We start from the raw sequence: 26,912 nt of genomic DNA, 5'->3' as shown, positions 1-26,912 counted from the left end.
AGCCTTTACTGTCTTATATCTTTATATTATATTCTTTCCAGCGTCGATTGACGAGATCAACTGTTTCTTGAGCAGGAATCACTTCCCCGGGATAGTCTGGTTTCATTCGTGCATCAATCACAATGGGTCCATGATAAATTAAGCGATGATGCCTAATTTCTGTCTTCGCGTATATGTCATGAGCAGGATCAAAACGGGTGAAAACTTGCCAGAGAAAACCTGAAGTTTTTGCAGCAAGTTTAAGATCATCCAGTAAAATGATTAACGGCCAAGAATTTATGTTCTCGGGACTTTCCTGCTTAAGAATTTCATCAGCCCAATTTAGATTCTCTGAAAAGCCGGGACCGCTGAGCATCAAACACCCAGGACAAAAGGCCTGGGCTAAGGTTGCGCCTTTAGGCAGCTCTCCGTTGAAAGTTGCGGGGAGCTCCCGCTTCGGCTCACCGATTCCCAGCATAATTGCTTTACTTCCATGGTTTAGTCTGCGCCCAGTATAATCCAATGTATCCATTGAAGTTTCATGAATGATGATTAGATCGCTTTCCGGTTCAAAACGTTTAAGGACAGTCTCAAGAAGTAATGGGAAATTTTGAAGATCTATGGATTTATCCGTAAGAATTAAAAACTTTGTTAGGGTTAATTGCCCTTCTCCTAAAATTCGGAAGGCATGCCCTAATGCTTCTCGATGGTAACTTTCTCGAACTACAGCCGCCGCTAAGGAGTGAAAGCCTGTTTCAGCATAGTCCCAAAGTGTCTTAACACCGGGCATAACTAAAGGATACATTGGGGACAAGAGATCTTGAAAGTATTCGCCAATAAAGTAATCTTCCTGGCGGGGCTTGCCTACGATTGTAGCCGGATAGACAGCATCTTTACGGCGATACATTGTGTGAATATTAAATACCGGAAAATCATGTTTTAAGGAGTAGTAACCATAGTGATCACCGAAAGGCCCTTCGGGTTTACGCAGGTGTGCGGGTACTGTTCCGCAGAATGCAAATTCTGCCTCTGCAATTAAGGGATGCGGATGATTGGAAGCTTGAACCTGAGTGAGCTTTTCAGACATTAAAAATGAGGTAAGCAAAAGCTCCGGCAACATTTCCGGTAAAGGAGCAATAGCGGACAGCATAAGGGCCGGCGGCCCTCCTAAGAACAAAGTGGTCGGGAAATCCTGCCCTAACTGTTCTGCTTCATAATAATGAAAGCCCCCGCCCTTCTGAATCTGCCAGTGTATGCCAGTTTGCTTTGCACTATGAATTTGAATACGGTACATTCCTAAGTTGTGTTCATGAGTCAAAGGGTGTTCAGTATAAACAAGAGGCAAGGTAACAAATGGACCGCCATCCTCAGGCCAGCTGGTAAGAACCGGAAGAGTGTGAAGATTGACTTCTTTTTCTTGAACTTGTAAGACGGGGGCCTGCGACGGCTGTACCTGCTTTAATCCAATTTTCGCGAGTGCGAGAAGCCAATCTTTCTCTTTCCAGAGGGTTTTGGCTTTTGGCGGCATTAACTGATTTAAAGCCTGGACAGCCCGTTTTACAATCTCTTCGGGTTTAGGACCTACCGCTAAATCGACGCGGCGTCGAGTTCCGAAAAGATTAGTAACGACAGGAAAGGGACTCCCTTTTACTCTCTTAAATAAAAGAGCAGGTCCTTCCTCCTCGATAACTCGACGATGTATTTCAGCCAGCTCTAAATAGGGGTCAACTTCTGCGTCAATTTCTATGAGCTGGTTTTCTTTGCGTAGGGTATCCATAAAACTGCGTAAATTGATATGCATGACTTATGTTACCTCACATTCTATTGGTTTATCTTAGAATTAAAATATTGTTCAAGTTCTTGAAAAACCTGTTTCATCATTGCATCAAGGCTGCTTCTTAGCTGATCAAGTTCTTCAGACGTAATTGAATCTGAATGGATGCCGGCCGTAATAACAACAGGTGAGTGACTTAAGCGAGCTAAAGAATTTGCTAACGGATATGCAAAATCTACATCTTTATGATTCGGAACAGGGGTAATATAGAGATCCGCACTCCATCCTTCCCCTGTCAGACTTTTACGCGGTACAGCGAGAACAACACCCCCTATATGGGGCGTTTCTCCCCCTGTAAGCAGTCCCTGAAGTCCATTCCCTGTATCATAAAGTTGAAGCTTAAGATTAACACGGCCTGAGCCGTAATTATAAATCCAATGTTTCATATTAATTCTTTTTACCCACTGAGGCCATATAGATTACAAATTGATCTTCGCCATTTAAGTGAAGCCATTGGTTCATTTTATCATCATTAAAGGCATCAATGGCACAAGCTCCGCAGTCTATAGATTCGGCACTTAAATATAAATTTTGGCAGACATGCCCGGCGTCCAAGAATAAATATCGGTATCCACGATCACCATAACGCCAGGTCATTCGTTCTGTCACTGCTGCCCATATAAAAGTAACTGGAGCATTTTCAATAAACTTCATTCGCGAAGCTTCAATGAGATTATTAACGATTCTTTCACTTAAATCAAATTCAGCAAGTTGATGATCTAGAGCAAGATAACGATAAACGCCAGGAGTTAGCCCTTTTACATTTGTAACTAATAGATACGTTTCAAACGCATGACGAGAACCTGCAGATGGAACTGTTCGAAGGGTAAGCGTATCCGTAGTTTTCTGAACGCCTTGTGTGGACCAGAGAAGGTAAGCAAGTTCATCTAAAGCAAGTGCGGTTGCAGCATATTTGCGTAAGCTTCGTCTTTGTTCAAGCAGCTGCCTGAATTCCTTTTTGCCAAAATTTATTTTTTCAGGCGGAGTAAGTCTAATCTTTAATTGCCCGGAATTTGTTGGACTTTCCAGAGCAGGCTGAGGTATTCCTTTGCTTTGCGGGACGGGATCTAAATTGATTAATTTCGTTTTATCCAGAAAAAATTTACCAAGATCGCTAATGCTCATCAGCGAATCTCCTTTCTGCTCAGCGTTTTTCTTCCTTTAAGCTTTTGCAATCTTCTCTTATTATTTAATACGTTCAATATCAATACTTTAATTAGAAAAAGTTTCAAGTATTAGTTTATACTGATAAACTTACAACTGCAAGTTTATGTCTTTGAGCAGTTAAGCTCTTTAATTTTATAGTAAAATAAAAGACTCGCATAACCTTAAAGCATGCGAGCCTTTTGAAAGCAGCGGTTTCATCTTAATATTTAGGCTGAAAAGGTAAGATTGCCTTCCGAATCAATATTTACGTAAATGTGCTGTCCTTCCTTGAATTCCCCTTGGAGAAGTTTCATCGCAAGGGGATTCTGAAGACGTTGCTGAATTACTCGTTTAAGGGGCCGAGCTCCGTAAATCGGATCATAGCCTTCTTTGGCGAGCAGATGACGAGCTTCCTTACTAAGCTCTAGGATCAGCTTGCGATCTGCCAGCCGATCATGCAGCTGTTGAAGTTGAAGATCCACAATCTTGCCGATATGCTCAATTCCAAGCGGATGGAAAACGATAACCTCGTCCAATCGATTTAAAAACTCGGGACGGAAGTAATTCTTAAGTTCTTCAAAGACTCGATTTTTTATTTGCGTTTGAGAAGCGGATATTTGAGTCATTTCCTGTATAGCTGGGCTCGCAATATTACTGGTTAAAATAACTACCGTGTTTTTAAAATTAACCATGCGCCCCTGGCCATCCGTTAAGCGGCCATCATCAAGAAGCTGCAGTAATACATTGAAAACATCGCTGTGCGCTTTTTCAATTTCGTCAAATAACACGACACTATAGGGTTTACGGCGAACAGCTTCAGTTAATTGTCCGCCTTCTTCATATCCGACATAACCTGGAGGAGCCCCAATTAGACGCGCTACAGTATGCTTTTCCATATACTCGGACATATCAATACGAATCATCGATTGTTCATCATCGAAGAGAAACTCAGCTAATGATTTAGCAAGTTCTGTTTTGCCCACTCCGGTTGGCCCCAGGAAGAGGAAAGAACCTAAAGGACGGTTTGGATCCTGTAAACCAGCCCGAGCTCGTCTTACAGCATCTGCTACTGCTCTAACTGCTTCCTCTTGGCCTATAACGCGCTGGTGTAAGCGATCCTCCATTTGAACCAGCTTTTCTTTTTCACTTTCGAGCAGTCTCGTAACGGGTACATTTGTCCATTTTGCTACAACTTCAGCTATATCTTGTTCATCAACCTCCTGTTTCAGCAAAGAATTTTTACGCGCCGCTAATTGCTGCTCTAATTCATTAAGCTCCTTTTCGAGCTTGGGCAATACACCATATTGAAGTTCCGCAGCTTTGTTGTAGTCATAAACTTGCTGAGCTTGTTCCATTTTAATTCGTGCTTGATCCAGCTCATCCTTATGCTTTTTAATTTGACTCAATATTTCTCTTTCACCTTGCAGTTGAGCTTCAAGTGCACTTTTTTCTTCCTTATGGTTGGCCAGTTCCCCTTCAATTTTCGAAAGACGTTGTTTACTGGCTTCGTCTTTTTCTTTTTTGAGTGCTTCGCGTTCAATTTCTAATTGCAAAATGCGGCGTTTAATCTGATCCAATTCAAAGGGATCACTGGTAATTTCCATTCGCATGCGGGCCGCTGCTTCATCAATAAGATCAATGGCTTTATCCGGAAGAAAGCGGTCACTAATATAACGATCAGATAAAACAGCGGCAGAAATAACAGCCCCATCGGTAATTCGTACACCATGATGTCTTTCATAACGTTCTTTAAGCCCGCGAAGAATGGAAATCGTATCTTCAACTGATGGTGCTTCAACAAGAACAGGTTGAAACCGACGTTCTAAAGCCGCATCTTTTTCGATATACTTCCTATATTCGTCAAGTGTTGTTGCTCCGACTAAGCGAAGTTCGCCGCGAGCCAGCATTGGTTTCAGCATATTGCTGGCATCCATCGCCCCTTCAGCTGCCCCTGCACCTACGACAGTATGCAATTCATCAATGAACAAAATAACGTCTTCACGATCTTGGATTTCTTTAAGGACAGCTTTCAAACGTTCCTCAAATTCGCCGCGGTATTTAGCTCCCGCAATCAATGAACCCATATCTAAAGCAATCAGTTTTTTATCCTTAATTGTTTCCGGAACATCTCCGCGAACAATCCGCTGGGCAAGGCCCTCAACTATAGCTGTTTTCCCGACACCGGGTTCCCCTATGAGAACTGGATTGTTTTTCGTACGACGGGAAAGAATTTGAATGACTCTTCGAATTTCTTCATCACGTCCAATAACGGGATCGAGTTTACCTCTGCGTGCTTGTTCCACCAGATTTCTGCCATACTGCTCTAAAGCACGATAAGTATTCTCCGGGTTTTGACTTGTTACGCGTTGACTGCCTCGTATTTCGCGTAATGCTTGAAGAAGCTTTTCACGGTTAAGATTTGCCTGTTTAAGAATTTGTTCTGCTGCGCCGCCAGCCCGACTGAGAATTGCCAATAAAAGATGTTCAGTGCTTACATAGTCATCACTAAACGTTTCCATCTCATCATGAGCCGCAACGAGTACTGTCCTCATACGCGGTGAAATGCCTAATTGCACATTAAAACCGCTGATTTGAGGTAAACGGGATATTGCTTCATTTGTTTTTTGTTCTATAGTCCCAACTGCAAGATTAAGTTTCGCTAAGACCTGGGGAACAACCCCATCTTTTTGTTCTAATAAAGCAAGCAGCAGATGTTCAGGTTCAACTTCACTATTGCCGTTGCGTTCTGCCGTATTCTGTGCGTTAATGATTGCTTCCTGTGATTTTTGAGTAAAACGATTTGTATCAAAGGCCATATTCCTCACAACCTTTCTTTAAATTATTATTTACCAAGAGCTAATTAAGGATTTACAGTCGTCGGTGCTTGGCCGCAAGCTCTTTCAATACAGAGACTTCGTCCTTACTAAGGTCATCAGGCAAAGCTAGTTGAATCTGTACAAATAAATCACCGTAATGTTTGGGGTTTTCAAGCCGAGGCATTCCCTTACCTCTTAAACGTAATTTTGTCTTGCCTTGGGTAAGCGGCGGAATTTTAAGAGCTATATTCCCGCTTAACGTTCTGACCATAACCTCACCCCCAAGTATGACCTTATAAAAGTTAACCGCAATCGCGGTTGTTAAATCGTCTCCTTCGCGCGTAAAGTCAGAGTTAGGCTCAACCGTGATAATCAGGAAAAGATCACCATTGGGGCCGCTCCCAATACCTTGAGTTCCTTGTCCTGCAAGGCGGACCTTTGAACCTGTACTAACACCTTTAGGAATTTTAGCCTGGATTCGTTTATCATTTGTGTCAATCGTACGTGTAGTTCCGTAATAGGCTTCTTCTAAGGAAATTGTTACTTCAATTTCTATATCTTGACCCGCTTGAGAATAATGTGCACGTCGTCTTGAATTCGAGCTTTGCCCTATGTTTCCCATCCCAAAGAGGGTTGAAAAGAAATCAGAGAAGCCGCTGCCGCCTGAGAAACCGCCTCCCCAGTCCGAGGTACCAAACATCTCAGCAAATTCTTCAGGTGTCATAGTTCGTGTGTAGGAACCTTCTCCAGGATGAGCCTGCCAACGACTCCAATCATATTCTCCCTGTCCCCCGTGTTTTTGCCACGATTCGTAATTTTGGCGAACCTCTTCATATTTGCGTCGTTTTTCAGGATCGCTGATGGCTTGATATGCTTCTGTAATCTCCTTGAATTTTTCCTCGGCTTCTTTATTACCTGGGTTGACATCTGGATGATATTTTTTGGCTAGTTTTTGATACGCTTTTTTAATGGTCTTGTCGTCAGCCTCTTTAGAAACACCGAGTATAGCATAGTAATCTTTAAAGTCCATAGTCACCCCTCACTATCTCGATCTATATTAAGACCTTATTACATTATTTTGGAATTTATTGATTAAGATCATTATAATGGCTTTAAACGTGAAGGTCAATATTGGTCAGATATTTTGATCAAATAAAAAACACCTAAAGAGGTGTTCTATTTTATAACTCTATACGTTTAAACAACCTAATCCAGAGGCTTTCCTAGAATTTTACTCACTAAACCTAACAAATCATTACGGACATCATGAAGAGTTTTTTCTAGTAAATCAGGATTATTTCCCCGGATTGAAAAGTAAAATTTAATTTTAGGTTCAGTTCCTGAAGGACGAACCATCACAAAACCTCCGCCAACGAAAGAGTAGCGTAAAACTTGAGACTTTGGAAGCGTTAATAGATATTTATCTTCAGATGAAGCATTATTTAAACGCTTACCTATTCCTAATTCGTAATCATCTATCCGTTCAAGGGGAATTCCGGCAATGGAATGGATATCTGCTCCACGAAGACCTGTCATGATCTCAGCCATTTCTTTTTTACCTTCAATACCTTTTAAGGTTATTGAAGTTTGATCTTCGAGGTAATAACCGTATTTTTCATAAATCTTATTCAAAACCTGAAGTAAATTCAAATTCTCTATTTGCTTATAATACAGTGCAGCTTCAGCCACAAGCATCGAAGCAATGACTGCATCTTTATCTCTAACAAAATGACCCGCCAGATATCCATAGCTTTCTTCAAAGCCAAATTGAAAATCGCCTTGATCCTTTTCGTCGAGTTCTTTTTCTTTTTCAGCAATAAATTTAAATCCAGTTAATACATTTTCTACTTGAACTCCTTGATCCTGCGCGAGGGCATCAGCAAGATCCGTTGAGGCAATAGTCTTAATAAGAGTTGCTTTAGGCGGAAGAATTCCTAAAGCTTTTTTTTGGGTAATAAGGTAATAGGCTAGTAGGACACCTACTTGATTTCCCGTGAGTTGAACATATTGATTCTCTGTATTACGGATAACTACACCTAACCGATCCGAATCCGGATCAGTAGCTATGAGTAAATCGGCATTGTGTTGTTCACCATATTTTTTGGCAAGATCAAAAGTTGAAGGTATCTCTGGATTGGGATAGGGAACTGTTGAAAAGTTTGGATCAGGTTTTTCCTGCTCAGGTACAACCAAAAGTGACGTATACCCCAGTTCCTTTAAGACCTTACGAACAAGTAAATTCCCCGATCCATGAAGAGGTGAGTAGATAATTTTTAAACTTGAACCTTCTTTTTGAGAAAGTTCCGGATACAGCGATAAACTCTTAATCTGAGATAAATAGACCTGGTCGATTTCTTCCCCGATTGTAATAAGTAAGCCTTGGAATCTGGCCTCTTCTACTGTCAAAGGTTCTATATCATCCCAAGCTTCATGGGATAAAATGTGTTTTGAGATTTTACTGGCTTGATCTGGCGGAACCTGCCCGCCATCTTCCCAATAAACTTTATACCCGTTATATTCTTTAGGATTATGGCTTGCCGTGATGACAATTCCGGCCTGAGCTTTAAGATATCTGACAGCAAAAGATAATTCAGGAGTAGGACGCAATTCATCAAAAAGGTATACCTTTATTTCATTCTTAGCGAGGATTAGGGCAGCTTCCAAAGCAAAACGCTGAGAAAATCGCCGGGAATCATATGCAATAACGACTCCTTTAGTCATAGCCTCCTTACCGCATTCGGCAATCGCATCTGCAAGACCTTGGGTTGCTTTCCGAATGACATAGATATTCATTCGATTTGTACCGGCAGCTAAAATACCGCGTAAGCCTCCGGTACCGAACTCTAAATCCATATAAAATCGATCTTCAATTTCAGCCGGATCTTTTATTGATTTCAGCTCTTCCCGCGTTTCAAAATCAAAATAAGGATCTTCTGACCAAAGTTTATAACGTTTCTTAAACATAGACTCTCTCCTTCTCGTGAAACTAACCTCGTTTGTCTAGAGCGCCATTTTCAGAAATAAGCGCTTGTATTATATATTATGAAATTAAAGACAACGTAGGACTGGATATATTAAAATTCCAACTAAACCTGGTCCAGTATGGACACCTAAAGCTGGACTAATCTGGCCAAAAAACAGCTCTTTAATGTTTGGATGTCCTGCAACAACTTTTTCAATCTCTTTGGCTTCTGGTTCTGCTCCTCCGTGAACTATAGCAACATTGGAGAGCGTATCACGGACTTGCTCTGATAGTATACTGGCTAATTTTCGAAGCGATTGTTCTCGACCTCTAACTTTGGCCACAGTAAAATATTTTCCCTCATGATTGATGGAAATAATCGGCTTAATATGGAGCAGTTCTCCCAAAGTTCCAGCAACATAACCGATGCGTCCGCCTTTTTTTAAGTACTCTAAAGTTGAAAGAACGTAATAGGCTTTAACATGGTTGATAACATGATTAGCAGCTTTAACCACTTTTTCAAAGTTAAATGATCGTTGACACTCCCGTGCCGCCTCAATTACGGAAAAACCGAGACCCAGTGATAATGTTTTAGCATCAATAACGGTAATAACCATGTCTTTGAATTCTTTGGCAATTGTCGATACCGTATGAAATGTTCCGCTAAGCCCGCTCGAAAGATGAATCGCAAGTACATGCGTATAATTTTCATCATGAAGGCGATTAAATAACTCATAAATTTCTGCAGGAGAAGGCAATGAGGTTTTAGGGACTTCTTCCTCCAACCTATCATAGACTTCCTGAGGAGTAATATCCACGCGATCTCGATATTCGTGATTGCTATAAATAATATGTAAAGGTAAGACCTGAATTCCATACTGATTAATTGTCTTAGAATCAAGATCACAAGCGCTGTCTGTTACAATGGCAATTTTCTGTTGCTTAGTTAAATCATTGCTCGACATTTGATTTGCCAATCCTTTCTAGAAAATAATATGCTTCTCTAAGCGTAGTATATCACAAAAAATTGCCAATATAGCTTAAACTCTAACTTTTTTAGGCTCCAAACAGGCTGTGGTTATAAAATAAAACGAGTTCCATAACATTCCGTTAGGAACTCGTTTTATTTTATCAAGAATCGTTGTTTTACAGTAGCCGGGGTCAATGGCACTTTACCAGATCCTTTCTAAGAGCGTTTTTTAGTCGATTTTGCAGACGCCTGAACTTTTAACGGTTCAAGACCGACGGAAGCAAGAATTGCTTCAATCATTACTTTTTCATGATCGGTCATGTAATACCTCCTCTTTAATTGTAAATAATTGTATCTCGATATTGAAATATATTATACTCATTTTATAAACATTAATCAAGTCTTTTTTAAATTAAACTACAGACCATTTCATACTGAAGTTCTGTTGGCCGGATTCCGGTTAAGCTCATAGCTTGTGTTATAGAATCCGAGGGTTGATTTGTCAGTGAAAATTCCCTGTTATTACGCAGGTTAAGAACAGAGAGCAATTCTTGAGCAGATTTATCCGATGCAGACCAAGCATCAATTAATGTTCTCCCTTTCATCTCTGCATAAAGCATTCCAGATGTTCCTTCTGGGTTCAAACAGGCATTTAAGGAAGGATAACGTTTAAGGTAATGTTCCCGCCTTTGCCATGCAGGAACAAACTGTCCTTCCTGCCGTGCGAGAAAATAAGCTGAAGTTTCGACTCTTTGGAAATTATCGTTATCTGGAGAATAAGCTAAGTTTAGCATGCCAGGTTTGATGCGATATATGTATAATGGCCGAAAAAATTTAAACCCAACAGCTTGGTAACTGTGTTGGGCAAAATTTTGTGAAAGCACCTCAAGGTAAAGCTGTTTCAATCCAAGATCACGTGCAAGTTCGATTTGTGCCTTGAGCATTGGAACAAAAAGTCTATTCCCTCGATAACGCGGATCAATAGCCGTTCCGCCTATCCACCCATCATAACCCGCTTGACCGAGAAAGGCAAAACCAATAATTTGTCCATTCTCTTTTAAAGCAATGGAGTGCTTGAGTTGTATCATTCCTCTAAAAATCCAAACTTTCAGATTTTCTTCTGTAAAAAGCATTTCATAATAATAGCCCTGCCAGCATCGATTCCATGCTTCTGTTAAGGTGGAGAAGTTAGAGTTTTCCAGAGTCGTAAAATCGTACATTTTTAAATGCTCCTTTAGGTAATATAACAAATACCTACCCATTTCTAGTCCTTGTTTCTTTTTTCCTGCAAAGAATAAAGAACTTTGACTCACGGATTAAAGAGAACTATGATGAATGATAGAATATGAAAGTTATGAAGTAAAGCCCTTTAAAGAAAAAGGAGTGCGATGTAATGTCAGGAACAACTTTTCAGATTACCCCGGAAGAACATAAACATGCCAACGAGTTGTTAAACTTTGTTCAGTCCAGCCCGTCCCCATTCCACGCTGTAAAAAGTGTAATAGATTATTTACTTCCTTTTGGTTTTAAAGAATTAAGGTTAGCAGATAAATGGTTACTTACTCCCGGCGGCAAATATGTGGCAACCCGCAATGGATCTTCTCTAATTGCTTTTGTTATTGGCTTAAGTTCACCTGAGGAATCAGGTTTTCATATTTTAGGAGCACACACCGACAGTCCGACATTTCGTTTAAAGCCCTTTCCTGTTATACCCGTTGAAGGGAAGTATCTAAAACTGAATGTTGAAACGTATGGCGGACCTATTTTAAATACTTGGCTGGATCGCCCTCTTTCCTTGGCAGGAAGGATTGTTACAAAGGGTAAATCAACCTATACGCCGAATAGTATGCTATTTAAAAGTCCTTATTCCCTCCTCACTATTCCTAACTTAGCCATTCATATGAATCGAAAAGTAAACGAAGGAATTGCACTCAACAAACAGAAAGACCTCCTTCCGCTTTTAGGTATGCTGGAAGAAGGTATAAATAAAGACGAAGTGTTAATTCAGTTGATTTCAGAGCAATTACAGATTAAGACAGAGAATATTCTTGATTTTGATCTATTCCTTTACGAAAATGATCGCGGAAGCATTATTGGTCTCAACCAGGAGTTTATTTCCTGCAGCCGTCTTGATGATTTGGCTATGGTACATGCCGGAAGTTGGGCTTTAGCTCATTCAAACAGAAATCAAGCGACTTCAGTACTTGCTTGCTTTGATAACGAAGAAGTAGGAAGTACAACGAAACAAGGCGCTGCATCACCATTTTTATCTTCTGTTTTAGAACGTATATCACTCTCTTTAGGCAAAGATCGCGAAGCATATTATCAGGCACTTTCAAGATCGTTTATGGTTTCTGCGGATATGGCCCACGCACTGCATCCGAATAGTGCTGAAATGCATGATCCTGTAAACCGGCCCATATTGAACGGTGGTCCGGTTATTAAAATCAGTGCCAATATGAGTTACACTTCCGACGCCGAAAGTACTGCTGTATTTCAGGGTATTTGTACCGATGCCCAGGTGCCTGTCCAAATGTTTGTCAACCGTTCAGATGAACGAGGAGGAACGACAATCGGGCCTATATCTGCAACGCATTTAGATATCCCCTCGGTTGATGTTGGAAATCCGCTTTTGGGAATGCACTCTGTTCGGGAACTCGGTGGCGTTAAAGATCATTTAGCGATGAGCAGGGCATTTAAGCAACTGTTTAACGGCTAGATTATAGTCATATAAATTATTTTACCTGTTACCTATTCTCGTTCTCGCTCTGTCTTTGGACAATATCTCCTACATGTGTATCTGATTTCGCACCCCAACCGGCCGGAAATTCAATAATTGAGACCGCCTCGCGTATGCGGGGCGATATTTTTCCGGGCTCCAACTGATCTATTATGTGGCAAACTTCGCTTTTAGAATTGATAAACCAGATAGATAAGGCATAGTGCATCCCCAACATATGAACTTGCTGACAGGGAATCAACCAAAGTCCTTCATAAGGCTTTAGAGGCGAACGGCCTAATAATCCGCGAAGTCGAAGCCAGAAGGAATCGGCAAGAAGAACAGAAGTCGCAATGTACTCACCAGTGCGAGAATTAATAAGACTTATGAAGGACACCGAATTTTCTCCTATTCCACTTTTATCTATTTTTTAGCAAACATATCTATAATTTTAATGACTGCCGGACCTAAAATTATTATAAAAATACTGGGAAATATAAAGAAGACCAGAGGAATCATCATTTTCACAGGAGCTTTCTGCGCTTTTTCCTCTGCCCTTTGCCGATGTTTTTCCCGAATCTGCTTTGACTGGTTGCGGAGTACGCCGGCAATCGGTATCCCTAGTTGATCTGCTTGAACTAAAGCCGCTATAACATTGCTCAAATCTTCGAGGGGATTACGTTTACTTAAATCTCTTAGGGCTTCTCGTCTTGGGCGGCCCATTTTTATTTCTTGTAAAACCTTTAAAAATTCCTCTGCCAGTGCTCCCTTTTGCTTTTCAACAACCTTTAACAGAGCAGAGTCGAATCCTAATCCAGCTTCTACACTTACGGTAAGGAGATCGAGAATATCCGGTAATGACTTTTCAATTTCAGCCTGTTTCTTCTTAATTTGAGCTTTTTGCCAACTGCCCGGGAGCATGTATCCCATCAAAAAACCCAAAATAGAAATAACTATCTTAGCTAAAAAGCTGACATGAAGTAGGGAATAAAAAGCCAAGAGGAGTAAGCCGATTAAAAGTCCTAAAAAGAGCCGCAAGCTCTTTAACTCCCCAACTTCTTCATTCTGATTAACTTCCTTTGAATTTGCTTTATTCCTCCTGGAAGAGGAAAAAAATGAGAAGACAGAAGTTAGCTTTCGCAGAACCGGAAGAAGGATTCGTTCTTTCAGTGGAGGTAATTCTTCGCTAAGCTCCGCTTCGGTTCTTCCAAGTGCAAGTTGTATTCGCTCGTGTGGTTTTTGGGCATTATTTCCGCTGAAGATCGCCAGAATCACAAAAACTACAAAACCGAAGATTCCGCTAACAATAACCAACATGTACATGGAGCTTCACACCTTTAACAGAGTATTATGCTTCAACTGATATAATCTTACGGATAATAACAAATCCAATGAGTTGAGCGACGACCCCTGTTCCAATCATGGCCAATCCTAAAGATGTTGTAAACAGCGGTTTCAAATAGCTCGGATTCATTATGGAAATAATTCCGGCAAGACCAAACGGGAGAAAGCCAATAATATAACCGGACATTCTCCCCTGTGCTGTTAGGGTCTTTATTTCGCGCTGAATCCGCAAGCGATCCTCAATCGTGGAATGAATATTAATGAGAACTTCAGCTAAATTTCCGCCAACCTGACGCTGAATCAAAATAGCTGTAACCAGGAGATCTAGATCATCGCTGCCGACTCTTTCAGCTAAATGCATTAAAGCTGTTTCATTCGAAGTTCCGTAGGTCATTTCACGAAGCGTTATTTTAAATTCTCCTGATATTGGATTGGGCATCTCCTGACTCACCATTTCCATTGCTTGAAGCAAGCTGAATCCTGCACGTAAAGAGTTCGCGAGAATCAACAGCGAGTCAGCTAACTGGCTGTCAAATAATTTTCTTTTTTTCTTTTGAGATCGCTTTAAATATATACGGGGAATTAGCATTCCCATCATCAATAAAAAAAGACTAATGGCTAAAGAACGTGCCAGCAAAAGACCGATGACGTAAAAAATAAAGGCTAGAAATGCCTGAAGGGCAAGAAACTCTCCGCCCTTGAGGGGGATATCTCCTCGCATAAGTTCGCGGTCAAGCTTTTCACGCCAGCGAACAGGGGTAAATCCTCCTAAAAGTGAAAGCAAGTCTTTGAAAGATTGTTTCTTAGTCAGTGAATCACGTGCAGGACGTATAGCTGTAAAACGTTTCAACCTCTGCTCCAATGTCTCTTTTCGGTGCCCAAATGCTAAAATACAAAGATAGACAGTTAGAAAGATAGAGACCACAGTAATCCAGAGGGTTAAGTTTGAACGATAAACCGGCATAAATTCCCCTCCTCAGGAATTTCCTTCATTGCTGAATATATTTTCCGGCAAGGTCTGTCCGGCAGCTAAAAGTCTTTCCATAAAGTGCGGCCGAATGCCTGTAGCATGAAAATAACCTTGAACTTTGCCCTGTTTATCAACACCGACCTGCTCGAAACGGAAAATATCCTGAAGGACGATAATATCTCCTTCCATGCCCAGTACTTCGGTAATATGGGTTATACGGCGGCTTCCATCGCGCAACCGGCTTTGCTGGACGATTACATCTATCGCACTGGAAATTTGTTCTCGAATGGCACGCACAGGGAGTTCCATACCTGCCATCAAAACCATGGTTTCAAGACGTGAAAGCATGTCGCGCGGCGTGTTAGCATGACCCGTAGTCAGCGATCCGTCATGGCCTGTATTCATTGCTTGCAACATATCGAGGGCTTCTCCGCTTCTGACCTCGCCTACGATAATTCGTTCCGGACGCATCCGTAAGGAATTGCGAACAAGGTCACGAATGGTTATGGCACCTTTACCTTCAATATTCGGCGGGCGTGTTTCTAAAGTAACGACATGTGATTGACGAAGCTGTAATTCTGCGGCATCTTCAATCGTAACAATTCGTTCATCTTCAGGTATATAACCGGACAGTACTCCGAGCGAAGTTGTTTTACCTGAGCCTGTTCCGCCGGAAACAATCATATTAAGCCGTGAAACAACGCAGGCTTTAAGAAATTGTGCCATCTCTTGCGTTAAGGTTCCAAACCGAATCAGATCTTCGACTTTAAAAGGATCTTTGGCAAATTTACGAATGGTTAAGGTCGGTCCGTTCAGAGCTAGAGGCGGAATAATAGCGTTAACCCGCGAGCCATCGGGAAGGCGTGCATCAACCATAGGCTGACTTTCATCTATACGCCGTCCTAACGGCGCTACAATTTTCTCCATAATGTGCAAAACATGTTGATCATCATAAAACGTAACGGGTACTAATTCTAATTTTCCTTTACGTTCAACATAGATTTGATGAGGTCCGTTAACCATGATCTCAGTAATGTCCGGATCATTAAGAAGCGGTGTAATTGGACCAAAACCAAGAATTTCATCCAAAATTTGTTGAATAAGCCGCTGACGTTCATTACGCGGAATTGTTATGCCAAGGCCTTCCACTTTTTTTTCAACAATATCCTCAATGATGGGTTGGAGCGTGTCAGCATCCAACTCATCAGCTTCTGAGGTATCCATTGTTTGAATTACTTCATGATGGACCTGATTTTTGAAATCCTTCCAGGGATCATTGGGTTGAACAATACGGCTAACACGCATTTCCTGAACGGGTTCTTCAGTTGTGGTTTTTTCCTTTTCTAAACGTTTAAGTAATGACATCGTTTAAATCCTCCTAAAAGCCAAACACCTTACGCAAGCGATTTAAACCTTTATATTCACATTCTTGAGAAGAAGATAATACCACCTCAGTTTGAATAGATGAATTGATCAAAGATAGAGCCATTTTACGAATCCCATCAGAAGCTTTACTCTGAGGATGCTGTTTAACAAAGGGAACCCCTTGGTTGAGTGCAGGAAGTAAAGCCTTACCGTCGCTTGGGATTTCAAAACTAATCTTAAAATCTAATGATTTTTCTACATCTTTAAGTTCTAGTCCTAAATCATTAGCCGACCGATTTAAAATGGCAGTTACTTTATCAAGATAATGAAGACCGTCCATTGTCTCTAAACTAAGTTTTGTGTTCTTTAAAGCAGGTACATCCATCCCAACGATAAGAAATATTTTTTCGGCGAGGTCAAGACTGAGCAGACTTATTTCTTCAAAACGGCTTACAGTATCACAGATAATAAAATCAAAATGCGGTTTTACTTCTTGAAGTATTTGTTCCACTTGTTCTACCGACACGAGATCTGCATATTCAGGACGTGTTGGCGCAACAAGAACTTGTATGCCTGAAGAATGAGTCAGTAAATAAGATTGAATCTCACTGTACTGCAAAGAGCCTGATTGAGCAAGATCAGCAATGCTGCGCTTTGGAGATAAATTCAAAAAAACACAAACATCCCCGAACTGTAGATTTAAATCAATTAAAAGTACGCGGTACTTTCCTGATCGGGCTAATTCTACAGCGAGATTTGTTGCTAAAGTAGTTTTTCCCACTCCTCCCTTGGTGCTGAAGAAGGAAATAATTTGCCCCATTCGGCCTTTTTCCGTAACTAACGGTATCTCCGTTTTTTCGCCTAAAGCCTCGCGCTTACGGTTTTCAATTTCGAAGACTTTGACAACTGTGCTTGCTAATTCATCCCCGGTAAAAGGTTTAACGATATATTCACGAGCACCTGCCATCATGGCGCGGCGCAGATAAGCTTGTTCTCCCTGGACAGACATTATAATGACAGCAGTGTCAGGAACTCGCAGCGCTAGCAATTCGGTTGCACGAATACCATCCATATCCGGCATATTGATGTCCATGAGTACAATATCGGGATGGAGGTTTTCAGCAAGACGAAGTCCTTCCGATCCAGAACCAGCTTCGCCGATGACTTCGATGTCTGCTTCAAATTCCAGAAGCCTGCGGATACTTTCACGGGTATCACCGATATCATCGACAATTAAGACGCGTATGCGTTTCATCTTAGTCCCTCCTTCTATTTAACCCGGTTAAAGTAATTTTGATCGAGAAATTGATTCGCGGTAAAAGGTGTTTGCGATTGTATGTCGGTATTCGCTGGATTCCTTAAGAGTAAGCGGATGCTTCCTTTTTCACTGCCTAAAGTTACCGCCATAGCTTGAGGTACGGAAAGTGCCAATGTATAAGACTTAGATTCGGTTTTTGTTTTGTCATCAGCTGCGCTTCCGCCTACACTCAAAACCAGAACATCCTGGGCAGCTAAGGAAGTTGCAGTTTGAGCATTTCCGGATGAGTCTTTAATTTCCATCGTTACAAGGACGTCAACATGATCGCCAGGTCTGACGTTATATCCAACCCCGCTTACCAAGCTGATGGGAACCGCCACCGCCCGTTTTCCATCAGGAACTGTGAGTGATGATGAACCTGAAGATGAATTTTGATTACCGCTGCTTTGAGGATGCTCAAGCATTGAACTTACAATGGAATCCCCGGCTGTTAAATTAATTAGGGCAACAGAACCTGCCACACTTTGAATGGAAGAAGCCCCGCCGGCAGGATAGCCTTGACTGGGAATATCCTTGATTGTAAGTTGATCTGCTTTGATGATTGATCGCGCCGAAATATTGCTTTTGGCAACAACGATCTGTTTCGTATCAATTTTGGAATTATGCTGCGTATTGTTTAAGAAGATAAAGGATGCTCCCGCAGCAATGAAACCGCAGACCAAGGCGAGAAGCAAGAAGCCTTTTCTCTGCATAAATGAAATCACTCCCCATTATAATGAATCCATATTGTATCATTGTGAAATTAGTTTTGGGGTATAGAGACCAAAATCTTCGGCAGAAGTCCCATTGTTTATATCCGTTTCTTCTTTAAGAAGATCGGTTAAACTCCCCCCCGTTTTTCCGTTAGAAGTAAGTGTTTTTAAAAAGCGTCCCGTTACAATACTTTCGTTCCCATTTCCAGTAACATTTTCGACAAAAAAAGCTGCAAATCCTGTAACCTGTACCTCATGTATAGTCGAAGATTGATAGGACACAACCTTAACGATGGGAATATATAATATTTCCGGTGCATTTCTGTCATAATCGGTATACGTATTTCTAGGAACCCGAGTATCCATGGCAAACCGATCTTCTATCGCTTTTTTTGTTGGTCCACTGATATTACCGGGTTCTATCGACAGTACTTGTCCTACTTTAATTGATCCGGAATATCCATAGGTTAGATCGGTCTGATAAGACTTTGCTCCTGGAGCGGATAATTGTAACGCTCCGTACCAACCATCTGTTCCATCGCCAGCTCCTGCTTTCAAGGTGTATTCTTGTCCGAATATTAAAGGCTGGTCCTGGACGCTCAAAGGAACCGCACCCGTCATTGCGGTTGGGGGTAACATCATTGCTTGTGCGGCTGCCGTTATCTGTTCAGAGTTTATCCCCCATATTTTAGCAAAGTAAGTCGGTACATCTTTTTGAGCAGATACATCCATTTTTTTATTGTCTGCTTCAAAACTATAAGATATAGTATCCGCACCATTCTGTTGAGCATAATCTTGAGCTATTTGCACTGCTCCATCAGGATTGTTGGGAAGTTCCTGAACTCCGGCTAAAGCAGCAGCATCAACTGCGTTTTGCAGCTTTGCTTTTTCAGCATAAATCAGTCCGACATCAGTAACCATCGCTCCGCAGCCCAATAAAACGGTCAGTCCGATAGCCACTAAGATGGCAATGCTTCCTCTGCAAGAAGAGGTCATATCAGATCTCGAATGAGCTGCACCAATATTCATATTTATTTTAATTATAAAATTCTTTGTCCATTTTTTAAACAACATTTTAGTGTTTAACAAGAGGTGCATGATTTTCTCCTCCGTTCTACTCCATGCGCATGCTTAAATGTGAGCTGACAATGAAGGGATTAGGCAGAACGTCACTGATAACAGGCAGAATCAGATGGACAGGATATGTAATGGATACGTCCACACTTTGTCCGGATTGCCGATTACCCTCAGTCGGGGTGATCTGGAGCGTAAGTTCAGAAGTATTTAGCGAAGGAGCGGCTGTTAAGACGTTGTTTTGAATATCAAGGTCCGTTCCCCCTGTTGACGCGACACGAACTCCGGTTCGTGCAGCGTTGCTAACGCTTACGTAGGCAAACCCCACTCGTCCCATTTCGATGACGGCAAAGAAAAGCAGAAAAAAAAGTGGAATGACAAGGGCCATTTCGACGATTGCTTGTCCGTGTTCCCTTTCGTAAAGTTTCACAGTATTCAGCCCCCTTACATACGCAAAAGCATAGCAAGCAGAGTTCCTATAGTTATGGCAATGCCGTAAGGAAACTTTTCCTTTTGAGCTTCGTCTGCCTGTTTATTTTGTGGGTCAATTTTAATCCGCAATAGATAAAATAAAAGAAAGCGATGGAGTGTTGAGTAGAGGGCTCCACGGCGGGCAAGCAATATTACTGAAATAATTCCTCCAACTATTGCGCCGTAAAGAAAACTGGTTATAACAAAATGTACTCCCCCAAAAGCGCCGATTACCGCCAGCAATTTGACATCTCCCGCTCCAATACCTCCTAAAAAATAAGGGATAAGCAGAATTAAAAAGCCGATAAAAGCTCCGAATAAGCTTTCTCGCAGTCCGATCCAGCCTTTGAAATAGATTTGCAAAGCTATTGCCATTACAAAAGCCGGTCCAAGCAGTTTATTATAAATACGATGTTCCCGGAAGTCTGTGAAAGCAGCAATGCTTATGGTTAAAGCTAATGCAGCATCATTCAGCCCCATCGTAATACCTCCTTTAGGTAAACGACCCTACTGTCCAACAGTAGGGTCGTTACGGTGAAAAAGCAAGTTTAGAAATACGAGCTATTGTTTTTTGTATCTCTTAAACAACTAAATTTGAGTTAGAAAAGAAATTAAATGTAAATCTTAGCTTGTTACTGTAATTTGTTACCAATGTCAGTAAACTTGGTATTAAGGTTAGTTCCAATTGCTGTTAATGCAACTATAACTACTACCGCAATTAAGGCAATAATCAACCCATATTCTGTCATGGCTTGTCCTTCTTCATCTTTGAAAATTTGCATTAATTGGTTTTTCATGTAAAACACTATCCTCTCATTTATTATTTATGTTTGTTTTGCAAATATCTTTTTGTTGTTTTTATTATAATTTTATTTTGCAAGTTAAACATGAAGCATTAGTCACTATTTACCGCTGATGGAAGGCCTAATTATATTACCGAACAAGTCCCTCCCAGTAAGGACTTTAGTACTAAAAAAATGAAAGGGCGTGTTTAACGCCCCTCATTGAGAATCTGATAATGAAATTTAGTTTAAAGAATCAGACTTTATTTAGACTTTTCATTTTCCGTACGGACAGGTTTTAAGGTTTTAAGCCAATCTGATACCCCAATTCCAGTGAGACTTTCAACAACTTCCGGAGCTTGAGCCATAATCTTGGTGATATCACGAGTCACTTTTTGCATGCCTGACTCATCTCCTCCGGTTGAAACTACGGTAATTTTATCGACGTTTTCGAGCGGACTGGTTACAGCACGGGCAAGTTCAGGCAAACCGGCCAGAAGTTTATCCAAAATGGCAGCTTGAGAGTAATTCTGATAGGCATCTGCTTTAGCTTGAATTGCTTCCGCTTCAGCTAATCCCTGAGCCTTCAAGACATCGGCTTTTGCCATACCTGCGGCACGCTCCGCTTCCGCTGCTGCTATACCTTGAGCCTTTGCTGTGTCTGCTTGAGCTAAACCTTCTGAACGAACAGCCTCAGCACGTCCAGCCGCTGTGAGAATAAGGCGTTCTTTTTCAGCCTCGGCTAAAGCACGAATCTTCTTTTGTTCAGCTTCAGTTTCTTTTAGCACAGTAGCTATGAGTTCTTTCTCTTTGCGCAGAATTTCAGCTTCTTGAATCTTAATTTGACCTTCACGCTCAATTTGCTGAACCTGTAAACGCTCTTGGGTTAAGGTTTGTTCAAGTTCAACATTTCTAATATCATAAGAACGTTCCTTCTCTGCTGTTGCACGGGCTACTTCGGCGTCAAAAGAAGCCTTTTTTAGATTTAAATCTTTAACAAATTCAGCTTGCTTCCCTTCAGAAGCGGATTGAGCAAGAACACGTTCCTGATCTGCCTGTGCCTTAGCAACAGCAGCTTCTCTCATAGCAACCGCTTGGTTCATTTCAGTTTCTTTAATAGCGATTGCTTCTGCAATCGATGCTTCTTTTTTAATTCGAGCAATCTCCGGTTTTCCCATATTTACAATATACTCATTGCGATCTTTCACATTTTTAATTGTAAAAGATCGTACTTCCAGCCCCATCTTAATCAGGTCGGCAGCACACGTTTGGAGCATTTGGGATTGAACCATTTCGGGTTCTTTGACGATTTGCTCTACTGTTAATGTACCGACAATCCCCCGGAGGTGTCCTTCCATGACAAGTTTAATCATGCTTTCGCGTTCTTGCTCCGATTTATTCAGAAATTGAATAGAGGCCGTAGTAATACTTTCCGGATCATCCTTAACTTTGATTTGTGCTACAGCTTCAACCATAACGGCTACTCCCTGACTTGTGTAAAGTTCATTAGCTGGAATCACGTCGAAAGACATTAACTCTAATGAGAGCTTCTTTGAGGTTTGAATAAGCGGCCAAACGAGTCGACCACCACCTGTTACAACATGACTTCCTCCTAATCCATAAACAATGAGTGCTTCGTCTGGGCCCACTTTCTGAAACATACGCGCAAGGATAAATATAAGAGCAAAAAGTCCTACAAATGCTAAAAGAATGATGATTAATACAGACGACAAGAGCATAGTCATTCCTCCTTCTGATCAATATGCTGTTTAAATTCTTCAAGGGGTAAGACCGTTGCTACACCTTGATGGACAGCCAAAATAATAATTGGGGTCTCTTTCGATAATCCTCGATCGAGTTTATCCTTAGCTGGAAGAGCTTGTCTCGATTGATTAAAAATATAACTAACTTCACCAAGACCATGAGGATAAATGCTGGAACTTACAACTCCCTCAACTCCACGAAGGTCAAAATCACACTCCTTTAAATATGCGGATTGACCGCGAATTAAAACCTTATTTAAGAAAAAATAGATAAGGCTAGCAAAAGCAAAGCCTACTAGTAAAGCGATCCCCAGACTAAGAATTAAAGCTGGGTTGATAAGAAGGTGTTGAACCGAATAACCTGCTGCGCCAAATCCAAGTAAGAAAGCTAAAGCTGTATTCATACTGAGAAATGGAACACGGTTATCAAGCTGAGAACTGCCAGTATGGTCAAAATGCTGTATGTCATGGAGAGCATGAATATGAGCCCCACCTGATGAGCTTCCAGAAAAATCATGACTATGACCGCCTAACATAAGAGAACCTATACTCATAACCAGGCCTAAGCCGAAGCAGATAAGATAAATAGCACTTAAGCAATCTACCGTGTAAGAAAGCAACCTTCTCCTCCTCCTTTCCGCTTTTTGATACAGATTATTCTTGCTTTAGAACTATAGCACTTTTGGAAATAAGTTTTAAATAAGGCCAGATACTTGCAGTGCTTGCACACAAGCATTGCTGAATCCAAGGTGAATCTAACCTTCTTTGAATAATTGCCTTATATTGGCGGAATTTTATGTTTGTGGAAATATATTTACTTTTAGAATAGTTCAGAAAACAGTTTTATGCAACAAAATTTATAAAAGAAGAGCGCCCCGTAATCAGGACGCCCTGCGATTATTTCAATTTATTAAAAGATTACGCCGAGGGCAATGAGGATAAGAATTGCAATTGCAATGATTCCTACTCCAACAAATCCGCCGAACGGAACGCCGCATCCATAACCATACATAACGATTGCCTCCTTTTTACCCCATGGATAGTTTTAGAAGACGATTCCCATTGCGATGAGCAGAAGAATAATCACAACAACTATTGCAATACCAGGTAAGAAATTCGGTACACATCCGTCAACTACTGCTCCACCTAGTGCCATTTTTATTCCCTCCTGTGATTCTATAATTTATTGGTTTTAGCTTTTACCTACTTTAAAATATGAACCAGAGACTTAAGGTGTTACCAAAATATAACTGTAATGGATATAAAGTTATTAAATTGGTCTAATGTGGTAAAGTCATAAACTGATTATATTTCAGGCTCATTGAAATCAGCGATTAAAAGTTTTGACGATTGTAGAAGATCGTTTTAAAATAGAGATGTACAATCTCCAAAATAAGGATGCAAGCAATGGGTAATTTTAATCAATTGAAGATTAAAAGGCAGGAAGAAGGTATTTTATGAGAGCACAGATTACACTCACTTCAAGCGAATCGAAACGAATAATTGCTAAAGGGGTTGCAGCTTTACCCATAATGCAAAAAGCACTGAAGGACCATACGATTATATTAGCCGGTGGAACAACCAATGCTTTTTTAGCAGAAGAGATTTTAGGAGTTAAAATTGAAGAAAAGAGTACATATACCGTTGGCTTGATTACAGATGGTAAAACAGGTGTAAGCAAAGAAGAAACGCGCATCCATCCATTTGTTATCGCTAAGGGAAAAGATCTTGGGCCTGATGTTCACTGGAAAGACTATCTTTCACAATTGGAGCCGGGAGATGTTTTTATTAAAGGCGGCAATGCTGTCGATCATACCGGTTTAGCAGCGGTCGCGGCTTCAAACCTTATGGGAGGAACAATTGGTGCGGCTGCGGGTCCTGTAAGTATTCGCGGTGTAAAGCTTATTGTACCGATTGGGTTAGAAAAACTAGTTCCTGATGTTCGGGAGGCAGTTGAATTTATGGCTGGACATCGAGCTGACGAGGCAATCGGAGATAAAATTGGATTGATACCCATGTTAGGAGCGACTGTCGTAACAGAAATAGTCGCCTTAGAAACCCTCTTCCCTGTTCAAGCAAAATGTATTGCGGCAGGCGGAATCAATGGAAGTGAAGGCGCTGTTACTATAGTCATCGATGGTGATGAGGCTGATGTAGATAAAGCACTTAATCTGGCAAAGTCCATTAAAGGTGAACCAGCAGTTAGATAAAAGAGGACATACCTATAATGATAAAAATAAAAAGCAGCTTTTTTTTGAAGCTGCTTTTTATTTTTATAAACTCTCTTTATCATTATCTTCATTTTCAAGTTCATTTCTGTATAGTAAAGTTATCATTTCCTGAATTTCACTTAGGTTTAACCTGAGCAGTTTTGCTGTTTGAATTGCTAGAGTAAGCTGATCTTGAAGGATGAGAAGTTGTTTTTTATGAATAACTTCCGAATTTTGTTTAGCAACATATGAGCCTTTACCGGGTACTGTTTTAATATAGTTCTCATGCTCTAAAGTATCATAAGCGCGCTTGGTTGTAATTACACTTACATTTAAGGCCTTTGCAAGATTGCGTATTGACGGGAGAGCTTCACCATCTTTCAGCTCACCTTGAAGAATAGCCTGTTGAATATCATTAAATATTTGCTTATATGTTGGTTCGTTTGAACTATTTGAAATGGTAATTTTCAAATTTTGTAACACCTGCTTATTAAAGTTATTTATATATTAGAAGAAATTGAAATATGAAAAATAATATAACTGTATTACAATATATAAAAATATTATATGCTGCAGCATTCAATTGTAAAGAAGAAACCGCATTTTGAGAATGCGGTTTCTTCTTTACAATTGACAACCAGCCCCGGGAAATAGTGAATAAAGAATTAAACGCCGGGGATATATAAGACCTGACCAGGATAAATTAAATCTGGATTTCTTAGATTATTGGCTAAAATAATGGCTCTCATTGTTGTTCCATATTGTTGTGCAATTTTATAGACACTATCCCCTTTTTTAACAACATAAACTTCAGGGGTGGGAGTTGGCAATGGTTCAGGCATACGATGATGCATTTCAAATCCTACCGGAGGGCAGCAATAAGGACCTACCGGAGGGCAGCAATAAGGATTGCCGACATCAAGAGTTACAGCACCTGGTGCGCAGTTAGGATCAAGAGTAACTAAGCCGCCAGGTGGAAAAGCAGTACCATGCATTCCGGGTGTTACGCCCATCATTCCGGGGGCTGCAGCCATTCCTGGAGTTCCCATCATACCAGTAGGAGCCGCCATTGGTTGCATTGGAAAGTTCATATAAATTTCCTCCTTTACGTTACCTATCATAAACCTTTTTCGGTGAAGATTTAAATTCGTTTCTGTTTGTTAACAATATATGGCATATAAGGAAATGTGAGTATGTACTAAAGAAAAAAAGATTAAATACTTAGAGAGAAGTTATTGACATTCGATTACTAAAACTATAACATAAAATAAAACATAATATTTGTAGTATGGTAGTACAGTAGGAAAGGGATCAGAGGTGCACTTCCTGCGGGGGTGTATTTTTTATACTCTTTTTTATGGTACTGCTAAAAATGAGGAGGCTTTTCCGGGATGAAAAAAATTTTAGCAGCAGGACTCTCGCTTATGCTGACGTTTGGTTTAGCTGGATGTGGGACAGCTCAGAGCACTCAAAGTACAAACACGTCATCACAAAAAGCAATTAAGGTTGGAATTGTTCAAATTGTTGAGCATCCTGCTCTTGACGCAGCAAGACAAGGTTTCTTAGAGACTTTAAAAAGCAATGGTTATGAAGAAGGAAAGAATTTAACCGTTGAATATCAAAGCGCTCAAGGTGATCAATCCATTCTCCAATCGATTACACAAAAGTTTGCTTCTGAAAAGCTTGATTTAGTTTTGGCCATAGCAACTCCTTCTGCTCAAGCCATGGCTCGGGCAACTAAAGATACCCCTATTCTTATAACGGCTGTAACAGACCCTGTAGCAGCAGGTTTAGCAGATAGCATAGAGAAACCAGGTAAAAATGTTACCGGAACAACAGATATGAATCCTATTAAAGAACAATTTGCTCTTTTAAAAACCATAGTTCCAAATGCTAAGAAAGTTGGAGTTATCTACAATGCAGGTGAGGATAATTCCCAAGCCCAAGTTAAGATCGCAGATTCTGTAGCTAAAGAAAATGGCCTAGAATTAGTTAAAGCAACTGTTGCTACATCTGCAGACGTACTTCAGGCAACTCAATCCTTAGTCGGTAAAGTTGATGCAATTTATGTTCCTACAGACAATACAGTAGTTTCTGCTTCCGATTCTGTAATTCAAGTGACTAATAAAAATAAAATTCCTGTAATTGCAGGTGAAAGCAGCGTAGTTGATAAAGGCGGCTTAGGAACAATCGGAATTAACTACAAAAAATTAGGAGCTCAAACCGGTGAAATGGCTCTTAAAATCTTAAAAGGACAAAAACCTGCAGAAATGCCTATCGAAAGTCAAAAAGAATTTGATACCGTTTTCAACAAAGCAACATTAGAACTTTTAGGAATCAAGCTTCCTGCTGATCTTCAGCAAAAAGCTATTCTTAAATAATATTTTGTTTTATAGAATTTGTATATAAATCGAATTAGAGAAATAACCAAAAAAAGAAGATAAACGTATCATATAAGATATGAAACGATAGTCCTGTTAACCTAAACAGGACTATC

General features: G+C 40.6%; 25 protein-coding genes. 3 read left to right on the top strand and 22 right to left on the bottom strand.

Going from position 1 to position 26,912, the window contains the following annotated elements; translation table 11 throughout:
* Nucleotides 1-13: 13 nt before the first annotated feature.
* The 8 genes from ACHOLT_RS13650 to ACHOLT_RS13615 all read right to left on the bottom strand — a co-directional run bounded on the left by ACHOLT_RS13650 (nucleotide 14) and on the right by ACHOLT_RS13615 (nucleotide 10,927).
* A complete protein-coding gene (locus tag ACHOLT_RS13650) occupies nucleotides 14-1,780 on the bottom strand; it encodes a UbiD family decarboxylase (protein ID WP_425801608.1) in 1,767 nt (588 codons plus the stop codon).
* Nucleotides 1,781-1,800: 20 nt separating this feature from the next.
* Nucleotides 1,801-2,199: a hypothetical protein gene (locus ACHOLT_RS13645; protein WP_425801606.1), complete on the bottom strand. Its 399-nt coding sequence runs from the start codon at nucleotides 2,197-2,199 to the stop codon at nucleotides 1,801-1,803.
* 1 nt (nucleotide 2,200) lies between these two features.
* A complete protein-coding gene (locus ACHOLT_RS13640; RefSeq protein ID WP_425801604.1) occupies nucleotides 2,201-2,938 on the bottom strand; it encodes a SagB/ThcOx family dehydrogenase in 738 nt (245 codons plus the stop codon).
* Between the two features lie 248 nt (nucleotides 2,939-3,186).
* Nucleotides 3,187-5,775 carry an ATP-dependent chaperone ClpB gene (gene clpB, locus ACHOLT_RS13635; protein WP_425801602.1) on the bottom strand — a complete coding sequence of 863 codons (2,589 nt, stop codon included), beginning with the start codon at nucleotides 5,773-5,775 and terminating at the stop codon, nucleotides 3,187-3,189.
* A gap of 52 nt (nucleotides 5,776-5,827) precedes the next feature.
* On the bottom strand, nucleotides 5,828-6,805 hold the full coding sequence (locus ACHOLT_RS13630; protein WP_425801600.1) for a DnaJ C-terminal domain-containing protein: 978 nt from the start codon (nucleotides 6,803-6,805) through the stop codon (nucleotides 5,828-5,830).
* 176 nt (nucleotides 6,806-6,981) lie between these two features.
* Nucleotides 6,982-8,739, bottom strand: a complete 1,758-nt coding sequence (locus tag ACHOLT_RS13625) for a phospho-sugar mutase (RefSeq protein ID WP_425801598.1) — start codon at nucleotides 8,737-8,739, stop codon at nucleotides 6,982-6,984.
* 84 nt (nucleotides 8,740-8,823) lie between these two features.
* Complete coding sequence (locus ACHOLT_RS13620; protein ID WP_425808065.1) at nucleotides 8,824-9,702, bottom strand: DegV family protein; 879 nt, start codon at nucleotides 9,700-9,702, stop codon at nucleotides 8,824-8,826.
* A gap of 412 nt (nucleotides 9,703-10,114) precedes the next feature.
* Nucleotides 10,115-10,927, bottom strand: coding sequence for a GNAT family N-acetyltransferase (locus ACHOLT_RS13615; RefSeq protein ID WP_425801596.1), 813 nt, complete (start codon nucleotides 10,925-10,927; stop codon nucleotides 10,115-10,117).
* A gap of 173 nt (nucleotides 10,928-11,100) precedes the next feature.
* Between ACHOLT_RS13615 and ACHOLT_RS13610 the strand changes: the two genes are divergently transcribed.
* Nucleotides 11,101-12,426 (top strand): M18 family aminopeptidase, encoded by a 1,326-nt coding sequence (locus ACHOLT_RS13610; protein ID WP_425801594.1) that lies wholly within the window; start codon nucleotides 11,101-11,103, stop codon nucleotides 12,424-12,426.
* Between the two features lie 28 nt (nucleotides 12,427-12,454).
* Here the strand turns inward: ACHOLT_RS13610 and ACHOLT_RS13605 are convergent, their stop codons facing one another.
* The 12 genes from ACHOLT_RS13605 to ACHOLT_RS13550 form a co-directional block, all read right to left on the bottom strand.
* Nucleotides 12,455-12,823, bottom strand: coding sequence for a DUF192 domain-containing protein (locus ACHOLT_RS13605; RefSeq protein WP_425801591.1), 369 nt, complete (start codon nucleotides 12,821-12,823; stop codon nucleotides 12,455-12,457).
* Between the two features lie 26 nt (nucleotides 12,824-12,849).
* Nucleotides 12,850-13,749, bottom strand: coding sequence for a type II secretion system F family protein (locus ACHOLT_RS13600; RefSeq protein WP_425801588.1), 900 nt, complete (start codon nucleotides 13,747-13,749; stop codon nucleotides 12,850-12,852).
* Nucleotides 13,750-13,774: 25 nt separating this feature from the next.
* Nucleotides 13,775-14,734: a type II secretion system F family protein gene (locus ACHOLT_RS13595; protein WP_425801586.1), complete on the bottom strand. Its 960-nt coding sequence runs from the start codon at nucleotides 14,732-14,734 to the stop codon at nucleotides 13,775-13,777.
* 12 nt (nucleotides 14,735-14,746) lie between these two features.
* Nucleotides 14,747-16,105: a CpaF family protein gene (locus ACHOLT_RS13590; RefSeq protein ID WP_425801584.1), complete on the bottom strand. Its 1,359-nt coding sequence runs from the start codon at nucleotides 16,103-16,105 to the stop codon at nucleotides 14,747-14,749.
* Nucleotides 16,106-16,118: 13 nt separating this feature from the next.
* Nucleotides 16,119-17,360, bottom strand: coding sequence for an AAA family ATPase (locus ACHOLT_RS13585; RefSeq protein ID WP_425801582.1), 1,242 nt, complete (start codon nucleotides 17,358-17,360; stop codon nucleotides 16,119-16,121).
* Nucleotides 17,361-17,374: 14 nt separating this feature from the next.
* Nucleotides 17,375-18,115: a Flp pilus assembly protein CpaB gene (gene cpaB / locus ACHOLT_RS13580; RefSeq protein WP_425801579.1), complete on the bottom strand. Its 741-nt coding sequence runs from the start codon at nucleotides 18,113-18,115 to the stop codon at nucleotides 17,375-17,377.
* Between the two features lie 39 nt (nucleotides 18,116-18,154).
* Nucleotides 18,155-19,189, bottom strand: a complete 1,035-nt coding sequence (locus ACHOLT_RS13575) for a pilus assembly protein TadG-related protein (RefSeq protein ID WP_425801577.1) — start codon at nucleotides 19,187-19,189, stop codon at nucleotides 18,155-18,157.
* A gap of 40 nt (nucleotides 19,190-19,229) precedes the next feature.
* Nucleotides 19,230-19,619: a TadE/TadG family type IV pilus assembly protein gene (locus tag ACHOLT_RS13570; protein ID WP_425801575.1), complete on the bottom strand. Its 390-nt coding sequence runs from the start codon at nucleotides 19,617-19,619 to the stop codon at nucleotides 19,230-19,232.
* Between the two features lie 14 nt (nucleotides 19,620-19,633).
* Complete coding sequence (locus tag ACHOLT_RS13565) at nucleotides 19,634-20,140, bottom strand: A24 family peptidase (RefSeq protein ID WP_425801573.1); 507 nt, start codon at nucleotides 20,138-20,140, stop codon at nucleotides 19,634-19,636.
* Nucleotides 20,141-20,292: 152 nt separating this feature from the next.
* Nucleotides 20,293-20,457 (bottom strand): Flp family type IVb pilin, encoded by a 165-nt coding sequence (locus ACHOLT_RS13560; protein ID WP_425801571.1) that lies wholly within the window; start codon nucleotides 20,455-20,457, stop codon nucleotides 20,293-20,295.
* A gap of 248 nt (nucleotides 20,458-20,705) precedes the next feature.
* Entirely contained in the window at nucleotides 20,706-22,181 is a 1,476-nt protein-coding gene (locus ACHOLT_RS13555) for a flotillin family protein (protein ID WP_425801569.1), read from the bottom strand.
* Nucleotides 22,182-22,183: 2 nt separating this feature from the next.
* On the bottom strand, nucleotides 22,184-22,825 hold the full coding sequence (locus ACHOLT_RS13550; protein WP_425801566.1) for a hypothetical protein: 642 nt from the start codon (nucleotides 22,823-22,825) through the stop codon (nucleotides 22,184-22,186).
* A gap of 837 nt (nucleotides 22,826-23,662) precedes the next feature.
* Here ACHOLT_RS13550 and ACHOLT_RS13545 point away from each other — a divergent pair.
* The gene (locus ACHOLT_RS13545) at nucleotides 23,663-24,415 is read left to right on the top strand and encodes a hypothetical protein (RefSeq protein WP_425801564.1); all 753 of its coding nucleotides are present in this window, start codon (nucleotides 23,663-23,665) and stop codon (nucleotides 24,413-24,415) included.
* 63 nt (nucleotides 24,416-24,478) lie between these two features.
* Here ACHOLT_RS13545 and ACHOLT_RS13540 read toward each other — a convergent pair whose 3' ends face one another.
* A complete protein-coding gene (locus ACHOLT_RS13540; RefSeq protein ID WP_425801562.1) occupies nucleotides 24,479-24,886 on the bottom strand; it encodes a GntR family transcriptional regulator in 408 nt (135 codons plus the stop codon).
* 194 nt (nucleotides 24,887-25,080) lie between these two features.
* Nucleotides 25,081-25,506 carry a LysM peptidoglycan-binding domain-containing protein gene (locus ACHOLT_RS13535; RefSeq protein WP_425801560.1) on the bottom strand — a complete coding sequence of 142 codons (426 nt, stop codon included), beginning with the start codon at nucleotides 25,504-25,506 and terminating at the stop codon, nucleotides 25,081-25,083.
* Between the two features lie 300 nt (nucleotides 25,507-25,806).
* Between ACHOLT_RS13535 and ACHOLT_RS13530 the strand changes: the two genes are divergently transcribed.
* Nucleotides 25,807-26,796: an ABC transporter substrate binding protein gene (locus tag ACHOLT_RS13530; RefSeq protein WP_425801557.1), complete on the top strand. Its 990-nt coding sequence runs from the start codon at nucleotides 25,807-25,809 to the stop codon at nucleotides 26,794-26,796.
* Nucleotides 26,797-26,912: the final 116 nt, after the last annotated feature.

Source organism: Desulfitobacterium nosdiversum (genome assembly GCF_049860565.1).
In the GTDB taxonomy this organism is placed as follows: Bacteria; Bacillota; Desulfitobacteriia; order Desulfitobacteriales; family Desulfitobacteriaceae; genus Desulfitobacterium_A; species Desulfitobacterium_A nosdiversum.
Note: the sequence above shows the minus strand (reverse complement) of the source record. Positions and strands in the feature narration are given on the sequence as shown.